The sequence below is a fragment of the Psychrobacter sp. CX21 genome (assembly GCF_057396255.1).
This window is the reverse complement of record NZ_JBXYJG010000039.1, coordinates 1-5,725: the sequence shown is the minus strand read 5'-3', so window position 1 is coordinate 5,725 and position 5,725 is coordinate 1. Positions and strand designations below refer to the sequence as shown.

Annotated in this window: 6 protein-coding genes; 4 read left to right on the top strand and 2 right to left on the bottom strand. The window is 40.6% G+C overall.

Translation table 11 applies throughout. The features are described from left to right. The first annotated feature begins 215 nt into the window (after window positions 1-215). Complete coding sequence (locus AC2SLP_RS11900) at window positions 216-1,208, top strand: IS110 family RNA-guided transposase (protein WP_486535649.1); 993 nt, start codon at window positions 216-218, stop codon at window positions 1,206-1,208. A gap of 211 nt (window positions 1,209-1,419) precedes the next feature. Here AC2SLP_RS11900 and AC2SLP_RS11895 read toward each other — a convergent pair whose 3' ends face one another. Continuing rightward, entirely contained in the window at window positions 1,420-2,355 is a 936-nt protein-coding gene (locus AC2SLP_RS11895) for a bile acid:sodium symporter family protein (RefSeq protein ID WP_486536843.1), read from the bottom strand. Window positions 2,356-2,684: 329 nt separating this feature from the next. Here AC2SLP_RS11895 and AC2SLP_RS11890 point away from each other — a divergent pair, with 329 nt between their 5' ends. From AC2SLP_RS11890 to AC2SLP_RS11880, 3 genes are all read left to right on the top strand, one after another. Next, entirely contained in the window at window positions 2,685-3,905 is a 1,221-nt protein-coding gene (locus AC2SLP_RS11890; protein WP_486536842.1) for a tetratricopeptide repeat protein, read from the top strand. A 58-nt stretch (window positions 3,906-3,963) separates the two neighbouring features. Continuing rightward, the gene (locus tag AC2SLP_RS11885) at window positions 3,964-4,464 is read left to right on the top strand and encodes a hypothetical protein (RefSeq protein WP_486536841.1); all 501 of its coding nucleotides are present in this window, start codon (window positions 3,964-3,966) and stop codon (window positions 4,462-4,464) included. A gap of 178 nt (window positions 4,465-4,642) precedes the next feature. Next, window positions 4,643-4,804 (top strand): DUF2256 domain-containing protein, encoded by a 162-nt coding sequence (locus AC2SLP_RS11880; protein WP_486536840.1) that lies wholly within the window; start codon window positions 4,643-4,645, stop codon window positions 4,802-4,804. Between the two features lie 10 nt (window positions 4,805-4,814). Here the strand turns inward: AC2SLP_RS11880 and AC2SLP_RS11875 are convergent, their stop codons facing one another. Further along, window positions 4,815-5,537, bottom strand: a complete 723-nt coding sequence (locus AC2SLP_RS11875; RefSeq protein WP_486536839.1) for a hypothetical protein — start codon at window positions 5,535-5,537, stop codon at window positions 4,815-4,817. Window positions 5,538-5,725 lie beyond the last annotated feature (188 nt).

The following is a 5,725-nucleotide window of genomic DNA, read 5'->3' as shown; positions in this document are numbered from 1 at the left end:
CACCCTTGTATCTTGACTGACCCCTTAACGCAATCAACGAGAGTTGATAAACTAAAGCGGTTAATCACGAGCATTGAGAGCATGAGCGCACCCTTAGTGCCTAGACACTGTAGCGTAGATAATGCCCAATGCTCATTTTTATCATCTTAATACTCTGAATGGTATCCAAGTGCCTCAATACGAGTGACACTGCATGAACAAGGGAAGATGACAAGATGACTCATTATATTGGTATCGATGTTAGTAAAGCAAAGCTTGATGTTGCATGGCTTAAAGATGCAGACAAGCTAAAGGTTAAAACCAAAGTATTTAAAAACAACAAAGACGACTTTGATAATCTTATCAACTGGCTAAAAACAAACGTCAGCGATAATTTAAGTGATATACACGTAACCCTTGAAGCAACAGGTGTCTATCATGAGAATGTGGCTTATTTTCTACATGATAAAGGTATTGCTCTAAGTATCGTAAATCCAGCCTATGTCAGAAGCTATGCAAACTCTCTTGGTAGTCGCAATAAAACTGACAAAAAGGATAGCGTCTTACTGGCTCGTTATGCTAATAGTGCTAAGCCAGAACAGTGGACACCGCCACCAGTAGAAGCAAGACAATTAAAGTCATTATTGACTCGTTTAGATGCACTACAGCAAGACTTGCAACGTGAGCTTAACCGTCAAGAAAAAGCATATGCTACTGATACTGCGCCTATTGTGAAGCAATCCATTGGCACTATGATTGATGCTTTAGAAGTTGCTATTGCAAAGCTTAACGATGATATTGATGATCATATCGATAAACATCCTAAGTTAAAGCATGACCAAGAGCTACTACAAACTATCAAAGGTGTAGGCCCTGCCACATCAAGACAGATGCTATCGCTGATGCACAATAAGCAGTTTACTAAAGCGTCACAGGTTGCAGCCTTTATTGGTCTTGTTCCTAGACATATTGAGTCAGGACAGTTTAAAGGCAAATCACGTTTAGCTAAGAATGGTTCAAGTGCTATTAGAGCTAAACTGTATATGGCTGCAGTGGTATCCACTAAATGGAATCCTGATATTAAGGCACAGTACGAGAGGCTGTTAGCCAATGGTAAGTGCAAGATGCAGGCGATTTGCGCTGCTATGCGTAAGCTTGTGCATATCTGCTATGGTGTATTGAAACATCAATCTCCTTATCAGGCAAAAGTTGAATTTATTTCTGCTTGATATTTATTTTTTAAGATGGTATCTACATAAACTAGCCTAACATCAGGCTATAATGATTTAGCTACAAAGAGCGTCGTATAAGCTTTTCTTAAGTTAAGAATTCATCGAGTATGATTTCCCGTAGGGTGCGCCGTGCGCTCCAATTCATATAAAACAATGGTTCAGAATATGCGACAACTTAAACGCTTAATGACCATAAAATACTAGCCAATCAATCCTTGCCTCTATCTTTGCGCACAAAGAAGTTCGCCACTAGCGCACCACTAAAGTTATGCCAAACGCTAAATAGCGCACTTGGTAGGCTAGCTGCAGGACTAAAATAAGTAGCTGCCAGTGCCGCGCCAAGTCCAGAGTTTTGCATACCCACTTCTACCAAAATAGCGCGTCTTTGCGCTTCGCTAAAGCCACTGATGCGTGCGATCAAATAGCCTAATGCGTAACCAATACAATTATGCAGTGCCACTACAATAAAGACCAAAACGCCGCTGGTTAAGATAGTATCTCTAGACACCGCTACTACTGCTGCAATAATTATTGCAATACCGACGACTGACACTGTCGGCAAAATATCATTAGCCATTTCAGCCTTGCTACCCAGTAACTTATGAAATAATAACCCCAGTATTATAGGAATAATAACCATCTTAGTAATAGACATCATCATGTTAGCAAGTTCAATTTCGATCAATTGTCCAGCAAAGATTTTAAGTAGAATAGGGGTTAGTATTGGTGCAAGCAGAGTAGAGATGGAGGTAATGGAGACGCTTAAAGCCACATCGCCCTTCGCCAAAAAGGTAATGACATTGCTCGATGTTCCCCCTGGACAACAACCGACTAGTATTACACCAACAGCAATTAAAGGGTCGAGATTAAAAGCGACGGTTAATAGATATGCGATTAAAGGCATTAAAGTAAACTGAGCCAATAAGCCAACCAATACCAGCTTAGGACGTTTAACTATCTCAACAAAGTCATCTGTCTTAAGCGTCGTTCCCATCCCAAACATAATTATGCCCAAAATTGGCACTATGAATTTGGCTAATGATGCAAAAAACTCAGGGAATATAAAACCTAAAACAGCACTAACCAGTGCCCAAATCGCGAAGGTTTTACCAATCCACTGAGAGGCTGCGGCAATTTTACTCAAAATCGACTCCTTTCAAAGTATCAGTCATTATTTTAATCATCTCGTTAAAGATAGATAAAATTATCATATTTTTAAAATCTGAGTCATAAAATTTAGTTATATACAAAGTGAAGGTTAGCTTATAATTTAAATACTCAGTAGATATATTTGTTAAGCTATAGCTAAACAATAAAGTAACTATCCTAAAATGCCTAAAATGGTTTTAAGCAGATCTCGTTTGTCATAAATACAACGTTTGCATACTTCGCGATAGTTCAGTTTTTATTCAGTAACTCAATAAAATCTTCTCGCTTAATAGGTCTAAATAGCCCCATAACCAGAGATAAAGCATGCCCTTTAAAAAAACCTCATCAAACATCAAATCGAATAAGAAGTTATATAAAAGAAAGGCTAAAACGTTTAACTATAAAAAAAAGACCCTCTCTGATTTCAAAAAGAAAGCATCCTATAAACCATGGTCTCATTCTTTATCTCGGCCGCTATCAAAGCAACTATCTAAATCGGTATCTAAATCGCGATCTAAGTCATTTTCTAACCTACTACCCAAGTCACTATTGAGTCGCCGGTCTATCAAAGGTCAGGTTGCTAGCGATTTAAATACCAGTCCCTTAAAAACGATTAGCCAAAAGGCAAACATTAACGCTCAATCGTTTTTCTTAATTGTACTGGTAATTTTTTCCTTGTCGGGCGTGGCCTACAAGGCTTATGAAGACTGCGACTGTTTTATAATAAGCGATAGAACGGCTGAACTGTCAGACGCCTTTGGCATGTTTACTCTACAGGGCCAAAACGGTGAAACGGAGCAGAACGAAGTATACGCATCAATACAAAAATATGCTGAGAAGGATCCCGTCCTTGTTCAACAGCACGTGGCGACCCAGCAAATATTCCATTCAGACACCCCCACCGATATTGATACAGGTATCGCCACCTTTACAAAGCTTGCCAATGAAGGCGATGTGGGTATGCAATTTGCGCTTGGTATGATGTACGAATCGGGCAGTGGGGTCGAGCAAGATTACGCCAAAGCGCTAAACTGGCTGAACAAAGCTGCCGATCAAGGCGATGCAGGTGCGCAACATTTTCTTGGTGTAATGTATGAAGAAGGGAAGGGCGTTCCTCAGGACTATAGTAAGGCAAGGGAGTGGTACTACAAAGCGGCTATGCAAAACGAAGGCATCTCTTTATACAACCTTGGTTTGATGTATTTAAAGGGTAAAGGGGTCGCCCAAAATTATGACCATGCCATTGACTGGTTTGAAAAATCAGACACGATAGGTTTTGTCGGTGCTCAATATAAATTAGGTGAGTTATTTGATCAAGGGTTGGGCGTGCCGCAAAACTATGAGACGGCTATTCGCTATTATCAAAAAGCCGCTGATGATGAGTATCTTGAAGCAATGTATAGACTCGGTGAGATGTACGAGCAGGGTATTGGTCTACAGCAAGATTATAAGCTAGCCAAAGCGATGTATCAAAAAACGTGTGATATTCAACACTATGAAGACGGATGCGCCAAGGTTAAGGCATTAGTTGCGAAAGGGTATTAACCCTTTATTTAATAGATTGTGAAGCCTAATACTAAAAAAAGAAATGGTGATAACTATTATGAGCAAACATTTCATTCATTCCAGCTTCCGAGAAAAGCTTATCGAGCACGTCTTTGTCAGTGAGATGCTTAAACTCTCTTGGCAGCAAGGCGATTGTGCGCTAGAGGTGCTAAAACCAGAAGTGGACAACGCAGGCTGTGACATCGTGCTAGAGAACAACAACGTTATGCGCCATATTCAGCTTAAAGCCTCAAAGTTTGGCGGTAGAACGTCTCGCCAAAAGATACACACCAAGCTCGCCACCAAACCGTCAGGATGCGTCGTGTGGATTGTATTTGATGAAGACACACTCGAGTTTACTTCGTTTTACTTTTTGGGAAATGAGGCGGGCAAGCCGTTACTGGGCTTAGACGATGCTAAAATTGCCAAACATGTTAAAGCAAATAGCGAGGGCATCAAGAACGAGCGGCCTAATATTCGTACTGTGAACAAAGGGCAGTTTACTAAAATCGATACCATTGAGGCGTTGTATCAGATGTTGTTTTTTAATGGTCTGTGAGGTGTGGCAAAATAAACATATAGCGGCGTAAATAAACGTATTAAAGATATAAGGATAGGAGATGACCAAGCCTCAGACTAAAAACAACATTGCAAGCAACGGTGCAAACCCAGCTTCTATATCCATACATCTTGCAACCCAACCCTTAATTCAAGACAAGACTGTTTAAGATAAAATTATGGCTCATAAGAAAAAGAACGCCCGCTTAAAAGAATGCCCTGTCTGCCAGCGTGAGTTTAGCTGGTCTAAAAAGCTTGATAAAAACTGGGACAGTATGGTGTATTGCTCAGATAAATGTCGCCGTGTGAAGAAGTACGAAGGTGTGCAAAAACCCGAATAGACGGTTAACCCTAATACGCTGGTAACGCCGCATTGCTAATTAATGCAAGCTGATTAACATCAATCGTCGCAACAAACAGGTCATCCGTCTTGCGATACACCACCGCATAAGTATTATCGCCTATATATTCAGTGTCTAAAACCTGATAAATATCCTCAATCAACTCGACATATCCCGACCCATCAGGTTTCGATAGCGCATAGGTAATGTCATCATTAAAGGTGAGCCTTTTATCGCCATTGGTATCCGCCTTGACTACCTGATAGGCATAAGCGTTAACAGCCGTTTCTGATTCGCCAACTTGTCTAAATTCCGAGGCTTGCTCAGCGCGTAACGGGTTTGACTTCATCAAATAGTGGTTTTGGTTAATCAACCAACGATGCGCCTGTGTCTGTAAATTATAAAACAGAAAATTACGTGTTGAAATGGTTTCTTTACTGCCATAAGAGCTGCCGCCTCGCTCATAAGACTGACTTGTATTAAGCGGAACTTTCATAAAGCTCGTGCCTGTTACCACGGACGGATCGCCGTAAAACAAGTCCTCATTAATCTCAATACTGTCCTCAACGTTAACCATGTTCTGTCTTGAAATACCACGCGTCATATCGCCGAAAATATCTATTGCTAACGCAATCAAGCCGATAATTACCATTAATAGTGCACCTGTACCAGCTAGGGCAATCACAACCGCATTAAAGCGCCAAAGTTTACTATAAAATGAGGGTTTTTCCATAATGGGGCTGCCTAAAGGTGAATAAACGTAGAATGGTAGAAGTGGTTTTATAAGCAGCTATTCCTGCTTGTATGTTAAAAAAGCCATAGATAAGTGTTAACCTTAGCTATGGTAGCAGGTAGAGTGAGCTAGTGATCCCGCTATAGCCAAAGAGCTCGACGCAAAGATAAAGCCCTCTACCTGTATTT